Source organism: Bradyrhizobium sp. 142 (assembly GCF_023074015.1).
GTDB lineage: Bacteria > Pseudomonadota > Alphaproteobacteria > Rhizobiales > Xanthobacteraceae > Bradyrhizobium.
Genome location: NZ_JADPKQ010000167.1, coordinates 38483 through 63915, shown reverse-complemented (window position 1 = coordinate 63915; position 25433 = coordinate 38483). Strand labels below are relative to the sequence as shown.

Genomic DNA, 25433 nt, shown 5'->3' with positions numbered 1-25433 from the left:
CTTCGCGGCAAGCACGAGTTGGCGGGTCGAGTGGACGAAATGTCACGAGGCCAACCGTGCAAGAAGCTGTGCGCCTGCGCTCCACCGCGCAAATCGCCGGCCATCCAATTCATCCGATGCTGGTGCCGGTTCCGATCGCGTGCTTCGTCGGCGCGCTGCTGACCGACATTGCCTATGTCGTCACCGCCGAGATCATGTGGGCGGATTTTTCGGCCTGGCTCTTGATCGTCGGCGTCATCTTCGGCGTGCTGGCGGCCATCGCAGGCCTGACCGATTTTCTCGGCAACCATCTGGTGCGGGCGCAGACGCCGGCGTGGCCGCATCTGATCGGAAACGGGCTGGCGCTGATCCTGGCGATCGTCAATGTGTTGATCCACGCGCGCGACGCCTGGACCTCGGTGTGGCCGACGGGGCTCATTCTTTCGGTGATCACTGTGCTGATCCTCCCCATCACCGGCTGGCTCGGCTGGGCCATGGTGTATCGCCACGGCGTGGGAGTTGCGCCATGAGATCGATGCTTGCCCGCGCGCTGCTGTGCTCTTCGCTGCTGTGTCTCGCCGGCTGCGATGACGGCAGCGGCGATCCCAAGGCGCAAGTCGGCCCCAACCCGACGCTGCCGGAGCTCCGGCAATTTCTGCTGCCGCCGATCCACATCGCGCGCATTGTCGGCTGGAAGAAGGACGAGACGCCGACGGTCGCGCAGGGCCTGCAGGCCAAGGCATTCGCAACGGGCTTGCAGCATCCGCGTTCCCTCTACGTGCTTCCCAATGGCGACGTGCTGGTGGTGGAATCCAAGGCGCCGAAGGGCGCACCGATCAAGCGGCCCAAGGAAATCGTCATGGGCTTCGTCGAATCCTGGGCGACATCCGGCGGCGATAGCGGTCCGAGCAACCGCATCACGCTGCTCCGCGACAGCAATGGCGACGGCGTGCCGGAGACGCAGAGCGTGTTCCTCGACCATCTCAACTCGCCGTTCGGCGTCGCGCTGGTCGGCAACGATCTCTATGTCGCCAACACCGACGCGATCGTCAGATATCCCTACACCGAAGGCGACACCAAGATCACCGCGCCCGGCACGGTGCTGACGCCGCTGCCGGGCGGGCCGATCAACCATCACTGGACCAAGAGCCTGGTGGCAAGCCCCGATGGATCGAAGCTCTATGCCGGCGTCGGCTCCAACAGCAACATCACCGAGAACGGCATGGAGGCCGAGCACAATCGCGCCGCGATCCTCGAGGTCGATCGTGCCAGTGGCCGCTGGCGTATCTTTGCAAGCGGCTTGCGCAATCCAAACGGCCTGAGCTTCGAGCCGCAGACCGGGGCGCTGTGGACGGTGGTGAACGAGCGCGACGAACTCGGCCCCGATCTCGTGCCCGATTACATGACCTCGGTGAAGGACGGCGGCTTCTATGGCTGGCCCTACAGCTATTACGGCCAGCACGTCGATCCCCGCGTCAAGCCGGAGCGGCCGGATCTCGTCGCCAAGGCGATCGTGCCGGACTACGCGCTGAGCTCGCATGTCGCGCCGCTCGGGCTCGCCTTCAACACCAGCAACAGCCTGCCGAGCGCCTATCGTGGCGGCGCCTTCGTCGGCGAGCACGGCAGTTGGAACAGGCAGGTCCTGAACGGCTACAAGGTCGTGTTCGTGCCGTTCAGCGACGGCAAGCCGAGCGGACCGGCGCAGGACGTCGTCACCGGCTTCTTGAACAGCGACAATCAGGCGCGCGGCCGCCCCGTCGGCGTCGCCATCGACAAGACCGGCGCGCTGCTGGTCGCCGACGACAGCGGCAACACGGTGTGGCGGGTCACCGCAACGCATCCGCAGGTCACGCAACGATAGACCTTGAGAACGGGAGGAGTTGGACAATGGGCCTTGCTCAATACGCAATCGTGCCGGTGCAGGACGAATGGGGCGTGCTGCACGACGGCAACATCAACGGAAAATACGCCACCAAGGAATCGGCATTCGAATCGGCGGTGGCTGCGGCCTCGCTGGCGCTGCGCCAGGGACATGAAGTCCATGTCAGCGTGCCCGGGCGCGAGCCGGGTGAGACTGCACTCGGGAGCTAGCTCAGCCGGAAAGACGAATGCTTCGACCATTGCTCCTTGTGTTGCCTTCGTAGAGCCGACCTGCGGCTGGCGCCGCGGTGCTATTCGGAACCGACGTTTCCTGATCGCGGCGGGTGCGGGTAAGACATTCCGCACAGGCGTGATCCGCGCCTGCCGGGTGGGTGACGATTGGAATGCGGTTCCTGAAATCTGACAGCAGGCTCATCGGCGTCCTGCTGGTGCTGGCGATCACCCAACTGGTCGGGTGGGGCACGATCGGGCTTCCCGCCATCGTCGGGCGCGAGATCGCGGCCGATCTCGGCATGAGCCTGCCGGCGGTGTTCGCCGGCACCTCGGTTCTCTATATTGCGATGGGGCTGTGCGCCCCTTGGCTGGCCAGGGTCTTTGCGCGGCATGGCGCGCGAAAGGTCATGATGACCGGCACGGTTCTGGCGGTACCCGGCTTCGTTCTGCTGTCCCTGGCGCGCGAGCCGGTGCTTTATTTCGCCACCTGGATCATCCTCGGCATGGCCGGCAGCGCCACGCTCTCGACCGGCGCCTACATCATGCTGAACGAGGTCGCCGGGCGGCAGGCCAAGAACGCCATCGGCGCGCTGATGCTGGTGACGGGGCTGTCGAGCAGCATCTTCTGGCCGGCCACGTCGTTCCTGAGCGCTCACCTCGGCTGGCGCTGGACCTGCCTCGTCTACGCGGCCATGCTGATCCTCGTCTCCGTTCCGCTCTATGCATTCGCCGCTCCGCGCCGCAGCGTCGCCAAGGGTGAGGGCGGTACGGCGGTCAAGCCTGCGGATGCGCCTGCGATCCCCCGAAGCACGTTCGGCCTCGTCGTCGCCGCCATCACGCTCAATGCTTTCGTCAATTTCGGCCTAGGCGCCATCATGATCGAGCTGCTCCGGGCAGAGGGGCTGGCGCCGGCGCAGGCGCTCGCGTTCGGCTCGATGCTCGGCGTGATCCAGGTCAGCGCTCGTGGGCTCGACTTCCTCGGCGCCGGGCGATGGGACGGAATCACCACGGGCCTGGTCGCAGGGACGGCGCTGCCGGTCGCCATGTTGCTCCTGATGATGAGCGAGGGGGCGACCTGGGCGGTCGCCGTCTTCATCCTGCTCTATGGCGCCGGCAGCGGCGCGATGGCGGTGGCGCGGGCAACGATCCCGCTGGTCTTCTACGACCAGGCCGCGTTCACCAGGGCAATGTCGATGATCGCGCTGCCGCTCAATCTGGCCTCCGCGCTTTCTCCGCCCCTGCTTGTCGGCCTGCTCACCCAGTTCGGCAGCCGCGGTGCGCTCAGTCTCACCTTTGTCTGCTCTTGTGCAACCGTGCTGATCCTGGTCCTGCTCCGCCGCAGGCGGCCACAGATGGCTGCGGCCGGCGCGGTGTGATATTCGCGTCGCGGAATTCACCACCGTGCGGCCCGGCGGGCGGATGGCCGTATGCCCGAAGTGCAGTGCTCAGCGCCCCAAAATAGTGTATCCGCAGGAAGCGCAGGTCCGCTTCGAGCCGCCGCGCCAAGACCCAGTTCCCGGAGGAAATCGACATGTCGGCCCTGCCGCTTTCAGGCATCAAGATCCTTGACCTCACGCGCGTGCTCGCGGGACCTTTGTCGGCCCAGATGCTGGGCGATCTCGGTGCGGAGGTGATCAAGATCGAGCGGCCCGGCACCGGCGACGACGCGCGCGCGTTCGGCCCGCCATACCTGACCGATCCCGAGGGCAAGGCGAACAACAACAACTCGTTCTATCTCTGCGCCAACCGCAACAAGAAGTCGGTCACCGTCAATATCGCCAAGCCCGAGGGGCAGGCGATCATCCGCGAGCTTGCCAAAGACGTCGACGTCTTCATGGAGAACTACAAGGTCGGCGATCTCAAGCGCTACGGGCTCGATTACGAGACGATCAAGGCGGTCAATCCCGGCATCATCTATTGTTCGGTTACCGGCTTCGGCCAGACCGGCCCCTACGCGCCGCGCGCTGGCTATGACGCCATCCTGCAGGCGATGGGCGGCCTGATGAGCGTCACCGGCCATATGGACGGCGAGCCGGGCGAGGGCCCCATGAAAGTCGGTCCCTCCATCGTCGACTACATGACCGGCATGAATACCTCGATCGGGATTCTCTCGGCGCTTTACCATCGCGACGCCAATGATGGTGTCGGACAGCATCTCGACGTCTGCCTGCTCGACACCGTGATCGCCTCGCTCAGCCACTGGCTCCAGATCTACCTCGTCAACGGCACAACCCCGCCGCGGCGCGGCACCTGGGGCAATGGCGGCATGCCGGCCGGCGTGTTCCGCTGCACCGACGGCGAGCTGATGCTGGTGGTCGGCAATGACGGCCAGTTCCAGCGCACCTGCGCGGTGCTTGGGGAGCCCGAGCTTGCCAATGACAAGCGCTTCCTCAAGAACAACGACCGCGTCGTGCACGGCAGGGAAATCATGGCGATCTTCGCCGGCCTGTTCTTGAAAAAGCCGGTGGCCTACTGGCTCGATGAGCTCGAGAAGGCCGGGGTGCCCTCAGGTCCCATCAACGATTTCTCGCAGGTGTTTTCCGATCCGCACGTGCAGGAGCGCGGCATGCGGGTGAAGACGAAGCACAAGTTCGATCCGGAGCTGTCGCTGATCCGCAACGCGCTGACCTTCTCGGAGACGCCGATCGAGACCTACCGCGCTCCGCCGCTGCTCGGGGAGCACACCCAGGAGGTGCTCGGTGGTAAACTCGGCTATGATGCCGGTAAGATCGAGACGCTGAAGCAGCAGGGCGTGATCTGACGCTTCTTGCTTCGCCTCTCGGGCGGGCCGAATTCGCGATGCTGGCGCAGGCCTTTTTGCTCGGCGGCCATGTCCGCGTCGGCATGGAGGACAATCTTTATATGTCCAAGAGCGTATTGTTATATGTCCAAGAGCGTGTTGGCGACGACCAATGCGGAACCCGTCGCGCATGCCGTGGGGCTCCTCAAGAGCCCCGGTGCCATCGTCGCGACCGCAGAGGACGCGCAATACTCGGGCTTGCCTGAAGCTTGCCCGCAATCCCCAAGTGAATCCGGTCCGTAGTCGACCCGGCTTCCACTTTTCGCCCGACTCTGATCCCATCTTGAGCATCCGGTGCATTAGCGTTCGGGGGAAGAAACAAATGTCCTACACGATCGGGTTTCAGTCCAGGAACCAGACGGCGGTCCTGGCGACCGAGGCGGCAACGGCCAACCAAGCTGTCGCGATCGTTGCCGCGCTGCGGCAAAGTTCCGACGAAATAAAGTTCATCCGCTCGCCGCAGGAAGGCGAGATGGGCATCGAGATGCTGCTGCTGCTCGCCAAGGAAGAGGCCGAGGAGATGCCACAGCACGCCTAGCCGCTCTCGCGGACACTTTGATCAGAAGCGAAGCATGCCAGCTGCAAGATGATGTAGTCAGGCGGTTATCCGACCTCGCCCCGCTTGCGGGGAGAGGTCGGAATGCGCGCGTAGCGCGGATTCCGGGTGAGGGGGACTCTCCGCAAGTCCAACTTTCATCGTCGTTGTGGAAGCAGCCCCCAACTATCGCCCCGTAAGAACGGGGAGATGGAGCGCAGCGCACTAGCGTGCGTCTCTCGCCAGCGCGCGCGCCGGCGCCTTCGTCTCCACTCGTCCCGCCGTCAGAGCCATCGTTGCGACGCTGACCACGCGGGCGACGACGTCCTCGACGTCGTCAAGATCGCATTTGCCTTCCGACAGTTTCGTCAGCCGCTCGCTCTCGCGGATGGTGTGATGCGCCATCGCAAGTGCGAAATTGAGGCCCCAGTAGATATCGACGTCGCTGCGGTCTGGCAGCGAGCGGCGCATCGCGCCGACGAATTTCCGCAGATGGTCGATCTCGCGGTTCTTGATGCGGCGGATCGGCGGCACGGACTCGATCGAGGCGCGGATCATGAAGCGCGCCGCGGTCGAGCGCTGGTTCTGCGGGCCCAGGCAGCCGCGCAAGGTCGGGCCGACCAGGGCGCGCAAGATCACCTCGATCGGCGCGCGGCCGCCGCCTCGCTCTTCGGCCGTTTTCAATTCGTGCAGGCGCTCGCGGTTGGTCGCAATCGAGCGGGTGACGAACAGTTCCGCGATCAACTCGTCCTTCGAGCCGAAATGATAGTTCACCGCAGCCAGGTTGACATTGGCTTCCGCGACGATGTCGCGCAGCGTCACGTCGCCGAAACCGCGATCGGCATAGAGCCGCTCGGCGGCGGCGAGAATGGCAGACCTCGTATGATCGCTGGCCATGGATGCCCTCAGGGGAGGGGAGTTGCAATTCAAACAGTTGTATGAAACTATCGTTTGAAGACCGGGAAAAGTCAATCCGCAACAGAGAACCCAGCGCAACTGCGACCAGGTTTCTCGGCAAGCCGCAGGCGATGCATTCGCGCTTGCGGACCAGCGCAGGCGGGAGGACAGTCCGGCACAAAAGCGGTTTGCAAAACAGAGAGACGAGGAGCGTCCCATGGATTTCGATCTGTCGCCCAAGCAGAAGGAATGGCTCGACCGCGTGCAGTCCTTCATGACCAAGCACGTGCGCCCTGCGGTGCCGATCTACAACGAGCAGGACAAGAGCGGCGATCGCTGGAAGGTGATCCCAGTCCTGGAAGACCTCAAGAAGAAGGCGAAGGCCGAAGGCCTCTGGAACATGTTCATGCCGCCAAACGAGCATGAGGACGACGAATTCCGCGGCGCGGGCCTGACCAATCTCGAATATGCGCTGCTCTCGGAGCAGATGGGCCACATCTCCTGGGCTTCGGAAGTCTTCAACTGTTCCGCGCCAGACACCGGCAATATGGAAGTGTTCATGCGCTACGGCTCCAAGGAGCAGAAGCGCAAATGGCTGCGTCCGCTGATGGATGGCGAGATCCGCTCCGCCTTCCTGATGACGGAACCGGCGGTGGCGTCGTCGGATGCGACCAACATCGAGACCAGCATCGAGAAGGACGGCGATCACTACGTCATCAACGGCCGCAAATGGTGGTCATCCGGCGTCGGCGATCCCCGCTGCAAGATCGCGATCCTGATGGGCAAGACCGACTTCAAGGCGGCCAAGCATCAGCAGCAGTCGCAGATCCTGGTTCCGCTCGACACCCCCGGCATCAAGGTCGAGAAGATGCTGCCCGTGTTCGGCTTCGACGATGCGCCGCATGGTCACGCTCAGGTGCTGCTCGAGAACGTGCGGGTGCCGAAAGAGAACATCCTGCTCGGGGAGGGTCGCGGCTTCGAGATCGCGCAGGGCCGCCTCGGTCCGGGCCGCATCCATCACTGCATGCGCACCATCGGCAAGGCCGAGGAGGCGCTGGAGAAGATGGTGAAGCGGCTGATGTCGCGCACCGCGTTCGGCAAGAAGATCGTGGAGCATTCGGTGTGGGAGCAGCGCATCGGCGAGGCCCGCACCAACATCGAGATGACGCGTCTGCTCTGCCTCAAGGCCGCCGACATGATGGACAAGGTCGGCAACAAGACCGCGCAAGCCGAGATCGCCATGATCAAGGTCGCAGCGCCCAACATGGCGCTGAAGATCATCGACGAGGCGATCCAGGCCTTTGGCGGCGCCGGCGTCTCGGACGAGGCCGGCCTTGCCAAGGACTATGCCGGCATCCGCACGCTGCGTCTCGCTGACGGTCCGGACGAGGTGCACAATCGCGCCATTGCCAGACTTGAAGTTCGGAAGTATGCAAATTCTCCCAATCGTTAAGAGGGAGAGCCTGCTGGCGCTCCCGACTTAAGAAACGACAGGGCATGATCCGCGACCGGCGACCGCTTGACGCAAATGCGTCAGCGGTGACCGGCTCGGATCATGCTTCGACTGAAGAGGGAGCGTCATCGTGGCTGACGGCGTCAGGAAAGACGAAGAGTTCTCGGGCACCAAGCCGGTCGAGGAGCGTCATCGCTTCGACGAGCTGCGGCTCGAAGCCTGGATGCGTGATCACGTCGAAGGCTATGAAGGGCCGCTGGTCGTGCTCCAGTTCAGGGGCGGCCAGTCCAATCCGACCTACCGGCTCAATACGCCGAAGCGCTCCTATGTGATGCGCCGAAAACCGTTCGGCAAATTGCTGCCGTCGGCGCACGCGGTCGATCGCGAATACCGCGTGATCGCAGCGCTCGGCAAGCAGGGTTTTCCGGTCGCGCACGCCTATGCGCTGTGCCAGGACGACAGCGTCATCGGTGCCGCCTTCTACATCATGTCGATGGAGGAGGGCCGGGTGTTCTGGGATCCGTCGCTGCCGAGCCAGACACCGGAGGATCGCCGCAAGATATTCACCAGCAAGATTGAGACGCTCGCCAGGCTGCACCTGTTCGATCCCGTCGCGATTGGCCTTGGCGATTTCGGCAAGCCCGGCAATTACTTCGCGCGCCAGATCGACCGCTGGACCAAGCAGTACCGGGCCTCCGAGACCCAGCACATTCCGGAGTTCGAGAAGGTCGCCGAATGGCTGCCGAGGACGGTGCCGGAGCAGGCGCGGGTCTCGATCGTCCATGGGGACTATCGCCTCGACAACATGATTTTCCACGCAACGGAACCGCGCGTGCAGGCCGTGCTGGACTGGGAGCTGTCGACCCTCGGCGATCCCATGGCCGACTTCACCTATCTGTTGATGCAGTGGGTGATGCCGGGATTGCAGGGCGTCGATCTCAAGGCGCTCAACATCCCCAGCGTCGAAGAGGCCGCGCAGATCTATTGCAACGTCACCAAGATGAGCGTGCCGGACCTCAACTGGTACTTCTCCTACAATCTGTTCCGCCTAGCCGGCATCACGCAAGGAATTGCCGGCCGCATCCGCGATGGCACCGCCGCCAACGCCAAGGCCCTCGAATCCGCCAAGCGCACCGTGCCGCTGTCGAAGGCGTCATGGGAGTACGCGCAGAAGGCGGGAGCCGTTTAGGAGATGCGAAGGCGCGGCCGATCAGACCGCGCTTATTGCTTTTGTTGCGCCCGGTTTACCTGCACACTCCGCGTCATTTCCCGCGAAAGCGGGCAATCCAGTATTCCAGGCAGGCGGGGATACGGAGAAGCTGCGGCGTACTGGATGCCCCGGCCAGGCCGGGGCATGACAGCGATGCTGCTCTGACGTGAGTGCAAAAAGGGCTCCGTGCATGATCGACCACACCACCCTCATCACCTACATCTTCATCGTGCTCGGCTTCGTCTTCATTCCCGGCCCGGCCACGCTTCTTACCATGGCGCGCGCCGCAAGCTCCGGAACGAAAGCCGGCATCGCGACAGGCGCGGGGATTGCTGCGGGAGACATCGTCCATACCACCATGGCGATCGTCGGCCTCTCGGCGATCATCGCCACGTCCGCGCTGCTGTTCAGCATCATCAAATACGCGGGCGCAGCGTTTCTCATCTATCTCGGCATTCGCGCAATACTCGACAAGGCGCCGATCGAGATGGCCGCTCGCACGCCGTCGATCAGCGCTGCCCGCGCATTTCGGCAAGCCGTGCTGACCGAGGTGCTCAATCCGAAGACTGCGCTGTTCTTTCTCGCTTTGCTGCCGCAATTCGTCCGGCCGGAGAACGGCTCGACCGTGCTTCAGCTCGCTGTCTTCGGTATTGTCTTTGTGCTGCTTGGCCTGGTCAGCACGGTCGTCTTCGCCGTCAGCGCCGGCCGCCTCGGCAATCTTCTCCGCCGTCACTCCGCTATCGCTAAATGGCAAGGCAAAGTGGTCGGGACCATCTATTGCGCAATCGGCGCGCGGCTGGCATTGCAGGAGCGTTGAGGCAAGCGATGCGGCCGCAGCCCGGGCAAGCGAAGCGATATCCGGGGACGGCGGTCCCGCATGTCGCTTCGCTATCCAGACTATCTCCGCGGCGGCATCCTGGATTGCTTCGTCGCAAGAGCTCCTCGCAATGACGAGGAGGCACTCTACCCCTTCGCGCAATGCGCGATCAGCTTCTCGACGAAGCCCGCGCATTTCAACAGCTCCGACATCTCCACGAATTCGTCCGGCGTATGCGCCTGCGCGATCCCACCGGGGCCGATCACGACCGACGGCACGCCGGCCATGCTGACGAACAGGCCGGCCTCGGTGCCGAAGGCGACCTTGGCATGGTCGTTGCGGCCCGCGAGGCTTTTTGCGAGCGTGACGATCGCTGCGTCGGCGCCGGTGTCGAGCGCGGGGTAGTCGAGGATCTCCTCGAACGCGATGCCGCACTCGGGATTTTTCGCCTTCATCGCGGGCTCGATCTCGGCCTTGGCCCAGGCGATGATCGTGTCGGTCACCTGCTTGGACTCGGTGATGCCGATGCCGCGGCATTCGAACTCGACGGTGCACTGGTCCGGCACGATGTTGAGCGCGGCGCCGCCATGCACGATGCTGGTGAGCAGAGTGGTGTGGGGGACGTCGTAGAGCTCGTCACGCGCGCCTTCGCTCGCAAGAAGCACGGCACGGCGGCGGATCTCGGTAATGAGCTCGGCGGCATATTCGATGGCGTTGACGCCGTCGGGCGCGATCGAGGAATGGCGGGCGAGCCCCTTGAACGTCGCACGCACGCCGTGCTTGCCCTTGTGGCCAATGATGACTTGCATTTGCGTCGGTTCGCCGACGAAGCAGCCGAGCGGCTTGATCCGTTTCTTGGCGACCTCGCCGAGCATCGGCCGCACGCCGACGCAGCCGATCTCCTCGTCGTAGGAGATCGCGAGATGAATCGGCGTCTTGAGTTTGGCTTCCAGCATCTCCGGCACCATCGCAAGGCACACCGCGACAAAGCCTTTCATGTCGGTGGTGCCGCGGCCGTAGAGCTTGCCGTCACGCTCGATCAGCTTGAACGGATCGTGGGTCCAGTGCTGGCCCACGACGGGCACCACGTCGGTGTGACCCGACAGCACCAGGCCGGGCTGGTCTTCCGGCCCGATCGTGACCCACAGCGACGCCTTCTGTCCGGTCTCGTCGACGATGCGCTGGCTCTTGACGCCGAGCGAGGCGAGATAGTCTTCGATATGAGTGATCAGGGGCAGGTTGGAGCGATCGCTGACGGTGTCGAAAGCGACGAGGTCGGCGAGCAGTTTGCGGATACAGTCGGGTCTTGAGTCCAGCATTTTCACGTTCTTGTTAGGGAGGAGGCTGAGGTGCCTGCACGAACCATACCAATATTGCGGCCAGTCGGGCAAATGAAGCCGCAGATGTCATTCCGGGGCGATGCGCAGCATTGAGCCCCGGAATCCATCGGGCGGCATCACGCGCGGTGAAATGGATTCCGGGTTCGCGACTTCGTCGCGCCCGGAATGACGCGGGAGGGCGACAAGGCTTTACGTTGCCCGTCGGGCGAAACGCGCCGCGAGGATGCGAAGCTGTGTCTGCGTTCTGAAATGCGAATTGAAGGAGCGATGTCCTTCCCCGCACACTCCGTCATTGCGAGCGCAGCGAAGCAATCCAGAATCGTTCCGCGGAGGGATTCTGGATTGCTTCGTCGCAAGGGCTCCTCGCAATGACGGTGTTGATGCAGGCGCGCGCGAAAACTCCACCCGGACGCAGCGCCGCAACGCTAACGCGTTGCAGCGCGTCCGGGACACGAGAGAGCCCGTGCTAAACCGGCTTGCCTGCATACGGCATCGACGCCGTCAGCCCGCCGTCCACCGGGAACGCCTGTCCGTTGACGTACGACGCTTCGTCGCTCGCCAGGAACAGCCCCATCGCCGCGAGCTCGTGCGGCTGGCCGGGGCGCTTGAGCGGATTGAGCTGGCCGATCTTGTCGGCGGTCCCGCGTTCCTTGGCGCGGTCGAAGATCGGCTTGGTCATGCCGGTTTCGATCAGGCCCGGGCACACCGCGTTGATGCGCACGCCAGTGCCGGTGAGCGAGTAGGCCGTGGTCTGCACAAGGGAGATCACGCCGGCCTTGCTTGCCGCATAGGGATGCCCGCTTGCGCCGGCCTTGAGGCCTGCGACGGATGCGGTCAGCACGATCGCGCCGGACTGCTGCTTCACCATGTGCGGCATCGCATACTTCACGGCGAGGAACGGCCCGATCAAATTGACCCGCAAAACCTCCTGCCAATGCTCCACGGTCTGCTCGGCGAGCGGAACGAGCCCGCCGGAGACACCGGCATTGGCCCAGATTACGTCGAGCCGGCCGTGCATCGCCACCGCCTTGTCGATAACGGCGATGACATCTTTCTCGGAACCTGCGTCCGCGATCATCGCTTCGGCGACCCCGCCGGCCTTCTTCACCTCGTCGACAGTCTCCTTCACCGCCTCGGTGCGATCGACCGCGATCAGTCTTGCGCCTTCCCTGGTGAACAGCAGCGCGGCCGCGCGACCGATGCCGCTGCCGGCGCCGGTGATGATGACGGATTTGCCTTGCAGGCGGCCCATGCGCTTCTCCCTTTGGTTCGCGCGCGACGCTTGCCGCGCGGCGGAATTTCAAACAAGATTTCAAACGGTAAAGTGTCTTGAGGCACGTTCGCTACTCACGTACAGCGACATCACACGGGATGGAAGGGTTTCGATGGCAGGCGCAGACAAGCCGAACGTGGTCACGACACGATGGTGGTGGGTCCGTCACGCGCCGGTGCGCAACGACGGCGGCAACATCTACGGCCAGTCCGACATCGCCTGCGACACCAGTGACACCTATGTGTTCAATGCTGTTGCCAAGGTGTTGCCACGCAAGGCGGTCTGGTATTCGAGCAACCTCAAGCGCACGCACCAGACCGCGGAAGCTATCTGGGCCGCCGGCTTCCCCCGGCCTGCGACCATGACATGGGAGGCGGACCTCGCCGAACAGAATCTTGGCCGCTGGCAGGGCATGAACCGCGCCGCCTTCATCGCGAGCCGCCCCATCGGCACGAGCTGGTTCGCCGACATCAACGAGCCCGCGCCCAGCGGCGAAAGTTTCATGGATCTCTACAACCGTACGCGCCGCACCATCGAGCGGATCAATGCGGAGGCTGCGGGACAGGATGTGATCGCTGTCGCCCATGGCGGCACCATCAAGGCGGCACTCGGCTTGGCGCTCGACGGCCAGCCGGAGCGGGGACTATCATTCGACATCGACAATTGTTCGGTGACCCGGCTCGACTATTTTGCCAGTCCCGAGCGCACAGTCTGGCGGCTGCCGATGGTCAACCAGCAGCCATGGATCGCGGACGATGCGCACGCGGCGATGCATCAGCCGGCGGGACCGGAAGTCAAGAAGCTCGCGTGACGCGGTGATTGTGTCGTCGCGCAATCGCGGCGTAAGCTTGCGAAAACGAAATCGTCACTCTGGGAGAGAAACATGACCTTGTTCGACATGAAGGGAAAAGTCGCCGTCATCACCGGCTCGACGCGCGGCATCGGGCTTGCGATTGCCGAGCGCATGGCCGAGCACGGCGCCAAGGTGGTGATATCCTCGCGCAAGGCCGACGTCTGCGACGGGGTCGCGAAGGGTATCAACGACAGATTCGGCAAGGGCACCGCACTAGCGGTCGCCGCCAACATCTCGTCCAAGGAAAACCTGCAAAACCTCGTCGACGAGAGCAACCGTGCCTTCGGCAAGATCGACGTGCTGGTCTGCAACGCCGCCTCGAACCCGTATTACGGTCCGCTCGCCGGCATCTCCGACGATCAGTTTCGAAAAATTCTTGACAACAACATCGTTGCCAACAACTGGCTGATCTCGATGGTGGTGCCGCAGATGATCGAGCGCAAGGACGGCTCGATCATCATCGTCTCCTCAATCGGAGGCCTCAAAGGCTCGACAATCCTCGGCGCCTACGCTATCTCGAAGGCCGCCGACATGCAGCTCGCGCGCAACTTGGCTTGCGAATACGGCAAGGACAACATCCGCGTGAACTGCATCGCGCCCGGCCTGATCAAGACCGATTTCGCCAAGGCGTTGTGGGACAATCCGGAGAATCTGAAAGCCTCGACCGCGCGCTCGCCGCTCTTGCGCATCGGCATCCCCGACGAGATCGCCGGCGCGGCCGTGTTCCTGGGCTCCAAGGCCGGCGACTTCATGACCGGCCAGACCATGGTGATCGACGGCGGCGCGACGATTAGTTGATGTCGCTCATGTGGGAAGGGGGCTGCCGCCTCATACTGGGTGTCATCGTCCGCCTTGTATGCGCTTGCGTACTGGGGCGGACGATCCAGTACTCCGCGGCAGCAGTGAGTGAACCAATTGCCGCCACGGAGTACTGGATGCCCCGCTCGGCATGACAGCGAGAATGGGGATGCGGTGTCACCTCAATCCACCGCCGCGTAAACCAAATCCCGCACCAGCGTGCGCGTATAGTCGCGCTGTCCCGGGCCTTGGCTCATGAACACCGCGAACAGATCCTCTTTCGGATCGATCCAGAAGAACGTTCCCGCAATGCCGCTCCAGAAATACTGGCCGACGCTGCCGGGGAACGGGGCGATGCCGGGCTCCCTGCGCACGGCGAAGCCGAGACCAAAGCCGTGGCCCGGTGAGAGCAGGGTGCCGTTGATTTGCACGCCAGGCCCGAGGTGATCGGACGCCATCAATTCCAGCGTCTTGCGGCCGATGATCCTGTTGCCGTCGAGCGTGCCGCCGTTGCGCAGCATCAGGCAGAAGCGGGCATAATCCATCGTGGTCGAGACCAGGCCGCCGCCGCCGGACTCCATCACCGGCTCCTCCAGCATATTGAAGAGCGCGACCTTGTCGCCGGTCCAGGGATCGGCTGCGAAGGGCTCCGCAAGCCGGCCGGCATTTGCCTCAGCTGTCGAAAAGCCGGTCTCGGCCATCTGGAGCGGGGCGAGGATGCGCTCAGTGAGGTACGCGCCGAGGGATTTGCCGCTGACGATTTCGGTGATGCGGCCGAGGATGTCGGTGGAGCGGCTGTAGTTGAACTCCTCGCCGGGTGGCAGACCAGTGGGAAGCTTGCGACCAATGCGGCATGCTCGGCGTTGCTGATCTTGCGGCTGCGCACCCGCGAGTCCTGGTAGAGCTTGTGCACGGGGCCATCGCCCTGGTTCTCATAGGTCAGGCCCGAGGTATGGCGGAGCAGGTCCTGCACCGTCATCGGCCGTTTGGCCGGAACCAGTTCCAGCTTGCCGCCGCTGACGACGCCGACCTTCTGATTGGCGAACTCCGGGATGAATTTGGCGACGGCGTCGCTGAGGAGGAGGTCGCCGTCCTCGACCAGCGCCATGATGCCAACCGACACGATCGGCTTGGTCATGGAGAAGATCCGGAAGATCGAATCATGCGCCATCGGCGCGGCGCTGGTCGGGCTCTGCTTGCCGATCGCCTCGAACCAGCCGACCTGGCCGCGCCGCGCCACCAGCACGGTGACGCCGGGAACGGTTCCCTTGTCGATCTCGCGCTTGAACGCGTCCGACATCGCCTGAAGCCGGAGGCGTGACAGGCCCAGCGTTTCCGGCTTGGCCTCGGGCAGGGATGGGATTTTCGGCGTGATCCCGGCTTGAGGGACGGCTGTAGCGGTCATGGTCACTCCCGGCTGTTCATTATTGTCGGGATGAAGTGTGGCCCGGAAGCCGCGGCACAAACAAGCGAAGCAAGCGCGCTTCACCCTTGCAATCCGGCCGCCCCCTGTGCTTGAAAGCGCGCCTGACCCTAAGGCGACGCAGGGTTCGTAGGAGTGTAGCTCAATTGGTAGAGCACCGGTCTCCAAAACCGGGGGTCGCAGGTTCGAGCCCTGCCACTCCTGCCAGCTAATTCCCGACGCCTGAGATCAGAACGCCCGGAAGCTCGTGCCGCGGTTGATCAGGACCGGGTAAGCTATTGATCCCGATCAGGTCCGTTGGCCGTGGCGCGCCAGCCGGCCAGCTGGCCTCCACCTTGACGTTTGGTCCCATCCGCAGTATCTACGCCGCACTCGCAGCCGGCCCGTTAGACGCGGATCTCCGGCGCGGCTTTGAAATCCCCGAACAATCGAGCCCGGTTTCCGGCTCATCCTTCACGAGAGGGCTGGGCCAACGGCGGCTGTTCGGATCCCTGAAATTCATTCGCGTCTGTCAACGGACGTTGGACATCAAACGATGGCAGTCAGCCCGTTCAAGTTCTTGCAGGAGGTTCGCTCGGAGACCGCCAAGGTCACGTGGCCGACCCGCCGCGAGACGACGATCACCACTATCATGGTGTTCGTTATGGTTGCGGTGGCGTCGATCTTCTTCTTCGCCGCCGACCAGATCATCCGCTATCTCATCACCTTCCTTTTGGGCATTCACTGATGGCAACAGCCGCCGCAACCCAATCGTCCGACAAGCGCTGGTATATCGTCCACGCCTATTCGAACTTCGAGAAGAAGGTCGCCGAATCGATCCGCGAGCAGGCCAAGCAACGCGGGCTCGAGGAGCTGTTCGAACTGGTGCTGGTGCCGACCGAAAAGGTCACGGAAGTGCGCCGCGGCCGCAAGATCGACGCCGAGCGCAAGTTCTTCCCGGGCTACGTGCTGGTGAAGATGAAGCTGACCGACGAGGCGTTTCATCTGATCAAGAACACGCCGAAGGTGACCGGCTTCCTCGGCGCCGAGAACAAGCCGATGCCGATCTCGGAAGCCGAGGCCATGCGCATCCTGCACCAGGTGCAGGAGGGCGTGGAACGGCCGAAGGCGTCGGTGTCATTCGAGATCGGCGAGAACGTGCGCGTGGCCGACGGCCCGTTCGCCTCGTTCTCGGGTGTGGTCGAGGAAATCGACGAGGCGCGCTCGCGCGTGAAGGTCGCGGTGTCGATCTTCGGCCGCGCCACGCCGGTCGAGTTGGAATTCGGTCAGGTCGAGAAGGTCTGACTATGATTACCTCTCCCCGCTTGCGGGGAGAGGTCGGACCGCGTCGCAGATGCGGTCCGGGTGAGGGGGACTCCCCGCGCATTCGGTGCGTGTGGCTGCCCCTCACCCGGCCCTCTCCCCGCAAGAGCGGGGCGAGGGAGAAGAGAGGCCGTGGGAGGGAGAGGGCGGTCGCCAGCCGCACCCGACCCAGACCACGAACCTGAAACCGCCGGCGGATCTGCCGGTACAACAGGAGTGATACATGGCAAAGAAAGTGACCGGATACCTGAAGCTTCAGGTCCCGGCCGGTGCGGCGAATCCCTCGCCCCCGATCGGTCCCGCGCTTGGTCAGCGCGGTCTCAACATCATGGAGTTCTGCAAGGCGTTCAACGCCCAGACCCAGAAGGAAGAGAAGAATACCCCGATTCCGGTGGTGATCACGATCTACGCCGATCGTTCGTTCACCTTCGAGATGAAGACGCCCCCGATGTCGTTCTTCCTCAAGCAGGCTGCCAAGATCCAGTCCGGCTCGAAGGCGCCGGGCCGTGACAAGGCCGGCGCGGTGACCAAAGCGCAGGTGCGCGAGATCGCCGAGAAGAAGATGAAGGATCTCAATTGCGACTCGATCGAGTCGGCCATGAAGATGGTCGAGGGCTCTGCCCGTTCGATGGGCCTGGAAGTGGCGGGGTAAACGGTCATGGCAATCGGAAAGCGTTTGAACAAAGCCCGCGAAGGTGTTGACCGCGAAAAGCTTTATCCGCTCGCGGACGCCATCAAGATGGTCAAGGAGCGCGCGAAGGCGAAGTTCGACGAGACCATCGAGGTCGCGATCAACCTCGGCGTCGATCCTCGCCACGCCGACCAGATGGTCCGCGGCGTCGTCACCCTGCCGAACGGCACCGGCCGTACGCTCCGCGTCGGCGTGTTCGCCCGCGGCGCCAAGGCGGACGAAGCCAAGGCTGCTGGTGCCGACGTCGTCGGCGCTGAAGACCTGGTCGAGAAGGTGCAGAATGGCACGATCGAGTTCGACCGCTGCATCGCCACCCCCGACATGATGCCGCTGGTCGGCCGTCTCGGTAAGGTGCTCGGCCCGCGCGGCCTGATGCCGAACCCGAAGATCGGCACCGTGACCATGGACGTCACCGGTGCGGTGAAGGGTGCCAAGGGCGGCTCGGTCGAGTTCCGCGTCGAGAAGGCCGGCATCTTGCAGGCCGGCGTCGGCAAGGCCTCGTTCTCCGAGGACAAGCTGGTCGAAAACATCAAGGCGCTCGCGGACGCGGTCTCCAAGGCGAAGCCGGCCGGCTCCAAGGGCACCTACATCCAGCGCGTTGCGGTGTCCTCGACGATGGGCCCCGGCGTGAAGGTCGAGCCGGGCACTATTCTCGGTTAAGGCTTGTCTGGGCTAAAGTTCGCCTCGGCTGAGGTTTGAAAATTGCATGCGGCGAGGGGCGGAATTGGGCAACCGATTCCGCCCCTCGTCGTTTGTGACGGCGTTCACTGGAAACAAGAACAATGGCTGACAAGGTCCTGATTTACTCGCGCTTTCCGAAGAGCATGCTGGCGCGTTTCGCCGAGCGTTTTGAGCTGCTCGACACCGGCGGCAAGCCGGCGCAGGAATTGTTCTCGTCCGACGAACTCGGCGGTATCCGCGCGATGCTGACCGCGGGCGGCACCCCGCTCGATGCGGATGCGATGGACCTGTTTCCGAAGCTCGGCGCAATCGTCTGCTACGGCACGGGCTATGACGGCATCGATCTGAAGGCATCGGCCGCGCGCAACATCGCGGTCGGCCACAGCCCCGGGGCCAATGCCGCCTCGGTCGCCGACATCGCCATAACCCTGATGCTGGCGACGACGCGGCGAATCCTGGCCGCAGACCACTATGTCCGCAGCGGCGATTGGGCGTCCTCAAAACAGTCGCCAATGATGCGGCCGCAGGCCGGCATGCCCGGCCGCCGCATCGGCATCTACGGCATGGGCGAGATCGGCCGCAAGATCGCTGCGCGCTGCGCGGCGTTCGAGAGCGAAGTCGGCTATTTCAGCCGCAGCCAGCGCGATGTGCCCTATCAATATTTCCCGACGCTGGAAATGCTCGCCGACTGGTGCAGCGTGCTGATGATCGCGGTCCGCGCCGGCCCCGTGACCCAGCATGCCGTCAACGCCGATATCCTCAAGCGCCTCGGCGCGGATGGCTATGTCGTCAACATCTCACGCGGCTCCGTCATCGACGAGAAGGCGCTCGTTGCGGCGCTGACCGACAAGAGCATCGCCGGCGCCGGCCTCGACGTCTACGAGACGGAGCCGCACGCTCCCGATGCGCTGACGGCGCTGCCCAATGTCGTGCTGGCCCCGCATATCGGCGGCCACACCCTCGAATCGCACGTCGCCATGCAGAATTGCGTGCTGGCGAACCTGAGCGCGTTTTTCGAGGGAAAGCCGCTGCCGCACGCGGTCAAAACGGCCTGAATTGGTCCTTTTCGGCCGCATCGGGTCCGGCCGGCAATCGATTGGAACTGGTGTGAATTTTGCTCTTGGCAAGCAGGCAGAGAGCGGTTAAAGAACCGCTTCCGGACGTGCTGGCCATGGCTAGCGCGCCCGTGCACGCATTCCGAAAACCCGACACGACAGGAGATCATTCCTTTTCAGGACGTCCGTAAGGATTTGCCGGAAAAGGGAGGAAAGCCATCGGTTGGTGGGGTGCGGGCAGAGGTCAGGCGGTTCGCCGGCTGACCTTGTCCTGTCCAAGACTGCAGGCGCCGGCGGGAAGTTTCGATTTCCCAATGACTTAATCGCATGGCCTGCATAGACGGGTGAAGACCGGATTTCACATCGCATTCCGCTTTCGGGCAGGTGCGAAATGGGTTTGGTTCGGACCTCGACACCCCGTGGGCCCAAAAGGCTTCGGGAGGGCAGGCTTTAATCGTTGTCTCGCCCCGGCGTGTCCAAAGGGTTTTGGCCCAGAGGTTCAGGTTTGGGTGGGACGATGGGTGCAACCCGGCGGTCCCGCTTGTCGCGACGACTGCCAACCGGAAAGAGCTTGCTGTGGAACGAGCGGCAAAAAAAGAGGCGGTCGAACAGCTCAATGGGGTCTTCAAGGCCACGAGCGTCGCGGTCGTTGCTCAATATTCCGGCCTCACCGTTGCCCAGATGCAGAAGCTGCGGACGCAGATGAAGCTGGCGGGCGCCTCGGTGAAGGTCTCGAAGAACCGTCTCGCCAAAATTGCTCTTGAAGGCACTGACGTCGTTGCCATCGGCCCCATGCTGAAGGGGCCGACCGTGATCGCGACTTCCAACGATCCGGTAGCGGCGCCAAAGGTCGCCATCGAATTCGCCAAGGCGAACGAAAAGTTCGTCATCATCGGCGGCTCGATGGGGAAGACCGTTCTGAATGTCGACGGCGTGAAGGCTCTTGCCTCGCTGCCGTCGCTTGACGAACTGCGTGCCAAGATCGTCGGCCTCATCGTGGCCCCGGCGACCAAGCTGGCCCAGCTCGCCAATGCGCCCGCCGGCAAGCTGGCGCGCGTCATTCAGGCTCATGCCTCAAAGGGCGAAGCGGCCTGACGCCCTTCGCAAAACTCAAACCCGAACCAGACTTACACGTAAGGAAACTGAACAATGGCTGACCTGCAGAAGATCGTTGACGACCTTTCGAGCCTCACCGTGCTCGAAGCTGCCGAACTCGCGAAGCTCCTCGAAGAGAAGTGGGGCGTGTCCGCCGCTGCCGCTGTCGCGGTGGCAGGCCCGGCCGCTGCCGCCGCCGCTCCGGCCGAAGAGAAGACCGAGTTCTCGGTCGTTCTCGCCTCCGCCGGCGACAAGAAGATCGAAGTCATCAAGGAAGTCCGCGCCATCACCGGCCTGGGCCTGAAGGAAGCAAAGGACCTCGTCGAGGGTGCGCCGAAGCCTGTCAAGGAAGGCGTGAACAAGGACGAGGCCGACAAGATCAAGGCCCAGCTCGAGAAGGCTGGCGCGAAGGTCGAGCTCAAGTAAGCGGCGCTTGCTTGCGCGAGATCCGGGCGAGCGACAGCAAGACCCGGGATCCCGACTCGCAGTTTCGGCGGCCGGCATCCGGCCCCGAAGAGGCGGGTTGAATGCAAAAGGCGTGCGACGGAACGTCCCGACGCAGGCCGAACACAAAAAAGTGTGGGGATTTGAGGGTTTACCCCTCGAATCTCCACTATTGTCGCCCCATATCGGGTCGACAGCACGAAAGCGCGGTGGCGGGGATAGCGCATTTCCCTGTAAGCCGTTGGGAGAGCAGGCTATTTCGGGCTTTTTCAGTCCGTGAAGACGATCGTTGTGACGGGCGGGCGCGCCACTGCGCCCCGCGCGTCGTTTTGCGTTTTGAAGGTCTGAAGAACGGATTCAGGACATGACGGCCTGAAACTGGACTTTCGATCCCCAAAACGGGTTCGAAAAATTCAACCCGGGGAGCGGCGGCAGCCGAGTCCTGGACGGCGCGCCCAAAGCGGGCGACGAAATGAGAGGCCACGATGGCGCAGCAGACATTCACCGGTCGCAAACGCGTTCGCAAGTTCTTCGGACACATCAAGGAAGTCGCCGAGATGCCGAACCTCATCGAGGTTCAGAAGGCGTCGTATGACCAGTTTCTGATGGTCGACGAACCCCAGGGCGGGCGGTCCGATGAAGGCTTGCAGGCGGTGTTCCGTTCGGTGTTCCCGATCTCGGACTTCTCCGGCACCTCGATGCTGGAATTCGTCCGCTACGAGTTCGAGCCGCCGAAATACGACGTTGATGAGTGCCGCCAGCGCGGCATGACGTTCGCGGCGCCCCTCAAGGTGACGCTGCGCCTCATCGTGTTCGATATCGACGAAGAAACCGGCGCCAAATCGGTGAAGGACATCAAGGAGCAGGACGTCTACATGGGCGACATCCCGCTCATGACGATGAACGGCACCTTTATCGTCAACGGCACCGAGCGCGTCATCGTCTCGCAGATGCACCGTTCGCCCGGCGTGTTCTTCGACCACGACAAGGGCAAGACCCACTCCTCGGGCAAGCTGCTGTTCGCCGCCCGCGTGATCCCGTATCGCGGCTCCTGGCTCGACATCGAGTTCGACGCCAAGGACATCGTCTATGCGCGTATCGATCGCCGCCGCAAGCTGCCGGTGACGTCGCTGATGTTCGCGCTCGGCCTCGACGGCGAGGCGATCCTCAGCACGTTCTACAAGAAGGTCCTCTACAAGCGGACCAAGGAAGGCTGGCGAGTTCCGTTCGACGCCAACCGGTTCCGTGGCTATTCGACCATCAACGACCTGATCGACGCCGACACGGGCAAGGTCGTGCTCGAGGCCGGCAAGAAGCTCACCGTTCGCGGTGCGCGTCAGATGCAGGAAAAGGGACTGAAGGCGCTGCGTCTGTCGGATGAGGAGCTCGTCGGCAATTACCTCGCCGAGGACCTCGTCAATCCCAAGACCGGCGAGATCCACGCGGAAGCCGGTGAAGAGATCACCGACAAGTCCATGAAGGCGCTCAATGAGCACGGCTACAAGGAGTTGCCGCTGCTTGACATCGACCACGTCAATGTCGGCGCTTACATCCGCAACACGTTGTCGGCCGACAAGAACATGACGCGCGAGGACGCGCTGTTCGACATCTACCGCGTGATGCGTCCGGGCGAGCCGCCGACGCTGGATTCGGCGCAGGCGATGTTCCAGTCGCTGTTCTTCGACGCCGAGCGCTACGACCTCTCCGCGGTCGGCCGCGTCAAGATGAACATGCGCCTCGACCTCGATGCGCCCGACACCCAGCGTACGCTGCGCAAGGAAGACATCCTCTCCGTCATCAAGACGCTGGTGGACCTGCGCGACGGCAAGGGCGAGATCGACGACATCGACCATCTCGGCAACCGCCGCGTGCGCTCGGTCGGCGAGCTCATGGAGAACCAGTACCGCATCGGCCTCCTGCGCATGGAGCGCGCGATCAAGGAGCGCATGTCCTCGGTCGACATCGACACGGTCATGCCGCAGGATCTGATCAACGCCAAGCCGGCGGCTGCCGCAGTGCGTGAGTTCTTCGGCTCCTCGCAGCTGTCGCAGTTCATGGACCAGACCAACCCGCTGTCGGAGATCACCCACAAGCGCCGTCTCTCGGCGCTTGGACCGGGCGGTCTGACCCGCGAGCGTGCCGGCTTCGAGGTGCGCGACGTGCATCCGACGCATTACGGCCGCATCTGCCCGATCGAGACGCCGGAAGGTCCGAACATCGGCCTGATCAACTCGCTCGCCACGTTCGCGCGCGTGAACAAGTACGGCTTCGTCGAGACGCCGTATCGGAAGGTCAAGGACGGCCGCGTCACCGACGAGGTCGTGTACCTCTCGGCGATGGAAGAGGGCCGCTACACGGTCGCGCAGGCCAACGTGCCGCTCGATCCGAAGGGTCGCTTCACCGAAGACCTCGTGGTCTGCCGTCATGCCGGCGAAGTCTTGCCGGTGACGCCGGACAAGGTCGACTACATGGACGTGTCGCCGAAGCAGCTGGTTTCGGTCGCAGCCGCGCTGATCCCGTTCCTCGAGAACGACGACGCCAACCGCGCGCTGATGGGCTCGAACATGCAGCGCCAGGCGGTGCCGCTGGTTCGCGCCGAGGCGCCGTTCGTCGGCACCGGCATGGAAGGCGTGGTCGCCCGTGACTCGGGTGCTGCGATCGCCGCGCGCCGTTCGGGCGTGATCGACCAGATCGACGCCACCCGCGTCGTCATCCGTGCCACCGAAGATCTCGATCCGACCAAGTCGGGCGTCGATATCTACCGGCTGATGAAGTATCAGCGCTCCAACCAGTCGACTTGCATCAACCAGCGTCCGCTGGTGAAGGTCGGCGACATCGTCAAGAAGGGCGACATCATCGCCGACGGTCCGTCGACCGATCTCGGCGAGCTCGCGCTCGGCCGTAACGTGCTGGTCGCGTTCATGCCGTGGAACGGCTACAACTTCGAAGACTCGATCCTGCTCTCCGAGCGGATCGTGAAGGAAGACGTCTTCACCTCGATTCACATCGAGGAGTTCGAGGTGATGGCCCGTGACACCAAGCTCGGACCTGAGGAAATCACCCGCGACATTCCAAACGTCTCGGAAGAAGCGCTGAAGAACCTCGACGAAGCCGGCATCGTGTACATCGGCGCGGAAGTGCGCGCCGGCGACATCCTGGTCGGCAAGATCACGCCGAAGGGCGAAAGCCCGATGACGCCGGAAGAGAAGCTTCTGCGCGCCATCTTCGGCGAGAAGGCCTCCGACGTCCGCGACACTTCGCTGCGCGTGCCTCCGGGCGTGCAGGGCACCATCGTCGAAGTGCGCGTGTTCAACCGTCACGGCGTCGACAAGGACGAGCGTGCGCTGGCGATCGAACGGGAAGAGATCGAGCGTCTGGCCAAGGACCGCGACGACGAGCAGGCGATCCTCGACCGCAACGTCTACAACCGTCTCGCCGAGCTGCTCGAGGGACGACAGGGCATCGCGGGTCCGAAGGGCTTCAAGAAGGACGCCAAGATCACCCGTGCGGTGCTCGAGGAGTATCCGAAGTCGCAGTGGTGGCTGTTCGCTTCGCCCAACGACAAGCTGATGGCCGAGATCGAGGCCATGCGGAAGCAGTACGACGAGTCGAAGAAGGGGCTCGAGCAGCGCTTCCTCGACAAGGTCGAGAAGCTTCAGCGCGGCGACGAGCTGCCGCCCGGCGTGATGAAGATGGTCAAGGTCTTCGTCGCGGTGAAGCGCAAGATCCAGCCTGGCGACAAGATGGCCGGCCGCCACGGCAACAAGGGCGTGGTGTCGAAGATCGTGCCGATCGAGGACATGCCGTTCTTGGAAGACGGTACGCATGCCGACATCGTGCTCAATCCGCTGGGCGTGCCTTCGCGCATGAACGTCGGACAGATCCTTGAGACGCATCTCGGCTGGGCTTGCGCCGGCCTCGGCAAGCGTATCGGCCAGACGGTCGATGCGTATCTGTCGAAGCAGGATATCAAGCCGCTGAAGGAGACCTTGAAGAAGGTCTACGGCGACGACGAGACGATCAAGTCGCTCAACGACGGCGAACTGATCGAACTCGGCCGCAACCTGAGCCACGGCGTGCCGATCGCGACGCCGGTGTTCGACGGCGCGAAGGAAGCCGACATCGAGGAGATGCTGAAGCTCGCCGGTCTCGACGCGTCGGGTCAGTCGACCGTCTATGACGGCCGCACCGGCGATGCGTTCGATCGCAAGGTGACGGTGGGCTACATCTACATGCTCAAGCTGCACCATCTGGTCGACGACAAGATCCACGCGCGTTCGATCGGTCCGTACTCGCTCGTCACCCAGCAGCCGCTGGGCGGCAAGGCGCAGTTCGGCGGCCAGCGCTTCGGCGAAATGGAGGTGTGGGCGCTCGAGGCTTACGGCGCGGCGTACACGCTCCAGGAGATGCTGACGGTGAAGTCGGACGACGTCGCCGGCCGTACCAAGGTGTACGAGGCGATCGTGCGCGGCGACGACACGTTCGAGGCCGGTATTCCGGAATCGTTCAACGTGCTGGTCAAGGAAATGCGCTCGCTCGGCCTCAACGTCGACCTGCACAATTCCAAGGTCGGGCCGGGGACGGCGGAAGCAGCCGAGTAACGCGATCCATCATGCCCGGCCGGCTCGGCCGGGCAGCGGTGCTCCACCCTGGGACTTGAGGGCGGGGCGCCCCGCAGTGTGATTTTCGAATT

23 protein-coding genes, 1 tRNA gene and 1 pseudogene are annotated in these 25433 nt (G+C 63.6%); 21 read left to right on the top strand and 4 right to left on the bottom strand.

Going from position 1 to position 25433, the window contains the following annotated elements; genetic code table 11:
* The first annotated feature begins 56 nt into the window (after window positions 1-56).
* From IVA82_RS15750 to IVA82_RS15720, 7 genes are all read left to right on the top strand, one after another.
* Complete coding sequence (locus tag IVA82_RS15750) at window positions 57-509, top strand: DUF2231 domain-containing protein (protein WP_247387542.1); 453 nt, start codon at window positions 57-59, stop codon at window positions 507-509.
* Window positions 506-1840, top strand: a complete 1335-nt coding sequence (locus IVA82_RS15745; RefSeq protein WP_247387541.1) for a sorbosone dehydrogenase family protein — start codon at window positions 506-508, stop codon at window positions 1838-1840. Before IVA82_RS15750 ends, IVA82_RS15745 begins: the two co-directional genes overlap by 4 nt.
* A 26-nt stretch (window positions 1841-1866) precedes the next feature.
* A complete protein-coding gene (locus IVA82_RS15740) occupies window positions 1867-2070 on the top strand; it encodes a hypothetical protein (protein WP_247387540.1) in 204 nt (67 codons plus the stop codon).
* A 173-nt stretch (window positions 2071-2243) separates the two neighbouring features.
* Window positions 2244-3449 carry an MFS transporter gene (locus IVA82_RS15735; protein ID WP_247387539.1) on the top strand — a complete coding sequence of 402 codons (1206 nt, stop codon included), beginning with the start codon at window positions 2244-2246 and terminating at the stop codon, window positions 3447-3449.
* A gap of 155 nt (window positions 3450-3604) precedes the next feature.
* Entirely contained in the window at window positions 3605-4834 is a 1230-nt protein-coding gene (locus IVA82_RS15730; protein WP_247387538.1) for a CaiB/BaiF CoA-transferase family protein, read from the top strand.
* 38 nt (window positions 4835-4872) lie between these two features.
* The gene (locus tag IVA82_RS15725) at window positions 4873-5079 is read left to right on the top strand and encodes a 3-keto-5-aminohexanoate cleavage protein (RefSeq protein ID WP_247387537.1); all 207 of its coding nucleotides are present in this window, start codon (window positions 4873-4875) and stop codon (window positions 5077-5079) included.
* A gap of 116 nt (window positions 5080-5195) precedes the next feature.
* Window positions 5196-5411 (top strand): hypothetical protein, encoded by a 216-nt coding sequence (locus tag IVA82_RS15720; RefSeq protein WP_247387536.1) that lies wholly within the window; start codon window positions 5196-5198, stop codon window positions 5409-5411.
* 222 nt (window positions 5412-5633) lie between these two features.
* Here IVA82_RS15720 and IVA82_RS15715 read toward each other — a convergent pair whose 3' ends face one another.
* Window positions 5634-6305 (bottom strand): TetR/AcrR family transcriptional regulator, encoded by a 672-nt coding sequence (locus tag IVA82_RS15715; protein ID WP_247387535.1) that lies wholly within the window; start codon window positions 6303-6305, stop codon window positions 5634-5636.
* Window positions 6306-6522: 217 nt separating this feature from the next.
* Between IVA82_RS15715 and IVA82_RS15710 the strand changes: the two genes are divergently transcribed.
* From IVA82_RS15710 to IVA82_RS15700, 3 genes are all read left to right on the top strand, one after another.
* Window positions 6523-7758, top strand: a complete 1236-nt coding sequence (locus IVA82_RS15710) for an acyl-CoA dehydrogenase family protein (RefSeq protein ID WP_247387534.1) — start codon at window positions 6523-6525, stop codon at window positions 7756-7758.
* A gap of 130 nt (window positions 7759-7888) precedes the next feature.
* A complete protein-coding gene (locus tag IVA82_RS15705; protein WP_247387533.1) occupies window positions 7889-8947 on the top strand; it encodes a phosphotransferase family protein in 1059 nt (352 codons plus the stop codon).
* Between the two features lie 211 nt (window positions 8948-9158).
* On the top strand, window positions 9159-9785 hold the full coding sequence (locus tag IVA82_RS15700; RefSeq protein ID WP_247387532.1) for a LysE family translocator: 627 nt from the start codon (window positions 9159-9161) through the stop codon (window positions 9783-9785).
* A 146-nt stretch (window positions 9786-9931) separates the two neighbouring features.
* On the opposite strand, the gene argE is transcribed toward IVA82_RS15700, so the two are convergent.
* The gene (gene argE / locus IVA82_RS15695) at window positions 9932-11104 is read right to left on the bottom strand and encodes an acetylornithine deacetylase (protein ID WP_247387531.1); all 1173 of its coding nucleotides are present in this window, start codon (window positions 11102-11104) and stop codon (window positions 9932-9934) included.
* A gap of 487 nt (window positions 11105-11591) precedes the next feature.
* On the bottom strand, window positions 11592-12377 hold the full coding sequence (locus tag IVA82_RS15690) for an SDR family oxidoreductase (protein WP_247387530.1): 786 nt from the start codon (window positions 12375-12377) through the stop codon (window positions 11592-11594).
* Window positions 12378-12510: 133 nt separating this feature from the next.
* On the opposite strand from IVA82_RS15690, the gene IVA82_RS15685 reads away from it, so the two are divergent.
* A complete protein-coding gene (locus tag IVA82_RS15685) occupies window positions 12511-13209 on the top strand; it encodes a histidine phosphatase family protein (protein WP_247387529.1) in 699 nt (232 codons plus the stop codon).
* A 72-nt stretch (window positions 13210-13281) separates the two neighbouring features.
* Entirely contained in the window at window positions 13282-14049 is a 768-nt protein-coding gene (locus IVA82_RS15680; protein WP_247387528.1) for an SDR family oxidoreductase, read from the top strand.
* 182 nt (window positions 14050-14231) lie between these two features.
* On the opposite strand, the pseudogene IVA82_RS15675 reads toward IVA82_RS15680, so the two are convergent.
* Window positions 14232-15349, bottom strand: a pseudogene (locus IVA82_RS15675) (serine hydrolase domain-containing protein).
* Between the two features lie 254 nt (window positions 15350-15603).
* Here IVA82_RS15675 and IVA82_RS15670 point away from each other — a divergent pair.
* The 9 genes from IVA82_RS15670 (at window position 15604) to rpoB (ending at window position 25341) form a co-directional block, all read left to right on the top strand.
* Window positions 15604-15679, top strand: a tRNA-Trp gene (locus IVA82_RS15670).
* 328 nt (window positions 15680-16007) lie between these two features.
* The gene (gene secE / locus IVA82_RS15665; protein ID WP_007611620.1) at window positions 16008-16199 is read left to right on the top strand and encodes a preprotein translocase subunit SecE; all 192 of its coding nucleotides are present in this window, start codon (window positions 16008-16010) and stop codon (window positions 16197-16199) included.
* The gene (gene nusG, locus IVA82_RS15660; protein WP_038942315.1) at window positions 16199-16756 is read left to right on the top strand and encodes a transcription termination/antitermination protein NusG; all 558 of its coding nucleotides are present in this window, start codon (window positions 16199-16201) and stop codon (window positions 16754-16756) included. Before secE ends, nusG begins: the two co-directional genes overlap by 1 nt.
* Window positions 16757-16997: 241 nt before the next feature.
* Window positions 16998-17426, top strand: a complete 429-nt coding sequence (gene rplK / locus IVA82_RS15655; protein WP_007602986.1) for a 50S ribosomal protein L11 — start codon at window positions 16998-17000, stop codon at window positions 17424-17426.
* Window positions 17427-17432: 6 nt separating this feature from the next.
* Entirely contained in the window at window positions 17433-18125 is a 693-nt protein-coding gene (gene rplA, locus IVA82_RS15650; RefSeq protein ID WP_148737861.1) for a 50S ribosomal protein L1, read from the top strand.
* Window positions 18126-18247: 122 nt separating this feature from the next.
* Window positions 18248-19201, top strand: coding sequence for a 2-hydroxyacid dehydrogenase (locus tag IVA82_RS15645; RefSeq protein ID WP_247387527.1), 954 nt, complete (start codon window positions 18248-18250; stop codon window positions 19199-19201).
* A 576-nt stretch (window positions 19202-19777) separates the two neighbouring features.
* A complete protein-coding gene (rplJ, locus tag IVA82_RS15640; protein ID WP_247387526.1) occupies window positions 19778-20296 on the top strand; it encodes a 50S ribosomal protein L10 in 519 nt (172 codons plus the stop codon).
* Between the two features lie 54 nt (window positions 20297-20350).
* The gene (gene rplL / locus IVA82_RS15635) at window positions 20351-20722 is read left to right on the top strand and encodes a 50S ribosomal protein L7/L12 (RefSeq protein ID WP_148737858.1); all 372 of its coding nucleotides are present in this window, start codon (window positions 20351-20353) and stop codon (window positions 20720-20722) included.
* Window positions 20723-21225: 503 nt separating this feature from the next.
* Complete coding sequence (gene rpoB / locus IVA82_RS15630; RefSeq protein ID WP_247387525.1) at window positions 21226-25341, top strand: DNA-directed RNA polymerase subunit beta; 4116 nt, start codon at window positions 21226-21228, stop codon at window positions 25339-25341.
* Window positions 25342-25433 lie beyond the last annotated feature (92 nt).

Coding starts and splice junctions, on each gene's coding strand:
- secE (WP_007611620.1), top strand. CDS start 16,008: ATGGCAGTCAGCCCGTTCAAGTTCTTGCAGGAGGTTCGCTCGGAGACC.
- IVA82_RS15745 (WP_247387541.1), top strand. CDS start 506: ATGAGATCGATGCTTGCCCGCGCGCTGCTGTGCTCTTCGCTGCTGTGT.
- IVA82_RS15735 (WP_247387539.1), top strand. CDS start 2,244: ATGCGGTTCCTGAAATCTGACAGCAGGCTCATCGGCGTCCTGCTGGTG.
- rplL (WP_148737858.1), top strand. CDS start 20,351: ATGGCTGACCTGCAGAAGATCGTTGACGACCTTTCGAGCCTCACCGTG.
- IVA82_RS15725 (WP_247387537.1), top strand. CDS start 4,873: ATGCTGGCGCAGGCCTTTTTGCTCGGCGGCCATGTCCGCGTCGGCATG.
- IVA82_RS15710 (WP_247387534.1), top strand. CDS start 6,523: ATGGATTTCGATCTGTCGCCCAAGCAGAAGGAATGGCTCGACCGCGTG.
- argE (WP_247387531.1), bottom strand. CDS start 11,104: ATGCTGGACTCAAGACCCGACTGTATCCGCAAACTGCTCGCCGACCTC.
- rplK (WP_007602986.1), top strand. CDS start 16,998: ATGGCAAAGAAAGTGACCGGATACCTGAAGCTTCAGGTCCCGGCCGGT.
- IVA82_RS15730 (WP_247387538.1), top strand. CDS start 3,605: ATGTCGGCCCTGCCGCTTTCAGGCATCAAGATCCTTGACCTCACGCGC.
- nusG (WP_038942315.1), top strand. CDS start 16,199: ATGGCAACAGCCGCCGCAACCCAATCGTCCGACAAGCGCTGGTATATC.
- IVA82_RS15720 (WP_247387536.1), top strand. CDS start 5,196: ATGTCCTACACGATCGGGTTTCAGTCCAGGAACCAGACGGCGGTCCTG.
- IVA82_RS15740 (WP_247387540.1), top strand. CDS start 1,867: ATGGGCCTTGCTCAATACGCAATCGTGCCGGTGCAGGACGAATGGGGC.
- rplA (WP_148737861.1), top strand. CDS start 17,433: ATGGCAATCGGAAAGCGTTTGAACAAAGCCCGCGAAGGTGTTGACCGC.
- IVA82_RS15700 (WP_247387532.1), top strand. CDS start 9,159: ATGATCGACCACACCACCCTCATCACCTACATCTTCATCGTGCTCGGC.
- IVA82_RS15680 (WP_247387528.1), top strand. CDS start 13,282: ATGACCTTGTTCGACATGAAGGGAAAAGTCGCCGTCATCACCGGCTCG.
- IVA82_RS15690 (WP_247387530.1), bottom strand. CDS start 12,377: ATGGGCCGCCTGCAAGGCAAATCCGTCATCATCACCGGCGCCGGCAGC.
- IVA82_RS15685 (WP_247387529.1), top strand. CDS start 12,511: ATGGCAGGCGCAGACAAGCCGAACGTGGTCACGACACGATGGTGGTGG.
- IVA82_RS15645 (WP_247387527.1), top strand. CDS start 18,248: ATGGCTGACAAGGTCCTGATTTACTCGCGCTTTCCGAAGAGCATGCTG.
- rpoB (WP_247387525.1), top strand. CDS start 21,226: ATGGCGCAGCAGACATTCACCGGTCGCAAACGCGTTCGCAAGTTCTTC.
- IVA82_RS15715 (WP_247387535.1), bottom strand. CDS start 6,305: ATGGCCAGCGATCATACGAGGTCTGCCATTCTCGCCGCCGCCGAGCGG.